The organism is Paenibacillus sp. 598K (assembly GCF_003851045.1).
Lineage (GTDB): Bacteria > Bacillota > Bacilli > Paenibacillales > Paenibacillaceae > Paenibacillus_D.
In genome coordinates, this window is sequence record NZ_BFBX01000112.1 from 1,233 (window position 1) to 1,740 (window position 508).

The window sequence follows — 508 nt, forward strand, 5'->3', positions numbered from 1 at the left end:
AAAAGCATGCTTTTCGAGACGGTATAAAATCTGTTGGAATCACGTATCAAAATGTCCTAAAATGAATTTAGAAACGTCTCATTTTCATCAAAGGTATTTTGAGACGGAGAATGAACGCTGTGAAACTCGCATACGGCCGGGTATCGGCCAAAGACCAAAATCCGGAGCGGCAGCTCGTCAAGTTTCGGGAGCTGGGCGTCGAGGAACGATTTACTTTTGTAGACAAGCAGAGCGGAAAGGATTTTGACCGCTCGCGACTAGGTAGGACTAACCATTGCACCATTCCTAGTGCAGCTCCGCCAGGTCCACCGCCCGCAGCAGCACGACGAGCGCTTCGGCGAAGGTGACGGGGGCGGCGGGCTCGAAGCGATGGCCGCTGCGCCCTTGCAGGATCTCGCGACTGCTCAGCGCGTAGATGCTGTCTCTGGCCCAGCCTGGCAAGGCGCGGTCGTCGGCGAACAGCCGCTCCGGCGGGGTGGCGGCGATCGGCAGCCGCAAGCCGCGAGCC

At 57.7% G+C, this 508-nt stretch carries 2 protein-coding genes; one reads left to right on the forward strand and one right to left on the reverse strand.

The window, feature by feature from the left end; all coding sequences use genetic code 11:
- Positions 1-110 precede the first annotated feature (110 nt).
- Complete coding sequence (locus tag PA598K_RS38285) at positions 111-347, forward strand: recombinase family protein (RefSeq protein ID WP_260405644.1); 237 nt, start codon at positions 111-113, stop codon at positions 345-347.
- Here PA598K_RS38285 and PA598K_RS27510 read toward each other — a convergent pair.
- Positions 286-508, reverse strand: a 223-nt coding sequence (locus tag PA598K_RS27510) for an S-layer homology domain-containing protein (protein ID WP_185602259.1), incomplete at its 5' end; no start/stop codon positions are given. The two genes, PA598K_RS38285 and PA598K_RS27510, sit on opposite strands and share 62 nt — an antisense overlap.

What these genes read in the sequence shown, in the direction of transcription:
- PA598K_RS38285 (WP_260405644.1), top strand. Translation starts at nt 111, where the DNA reads ATGAACGCTGTGAAACTCGCATACGGCCGGGTATCGGCCAAAGACCAA.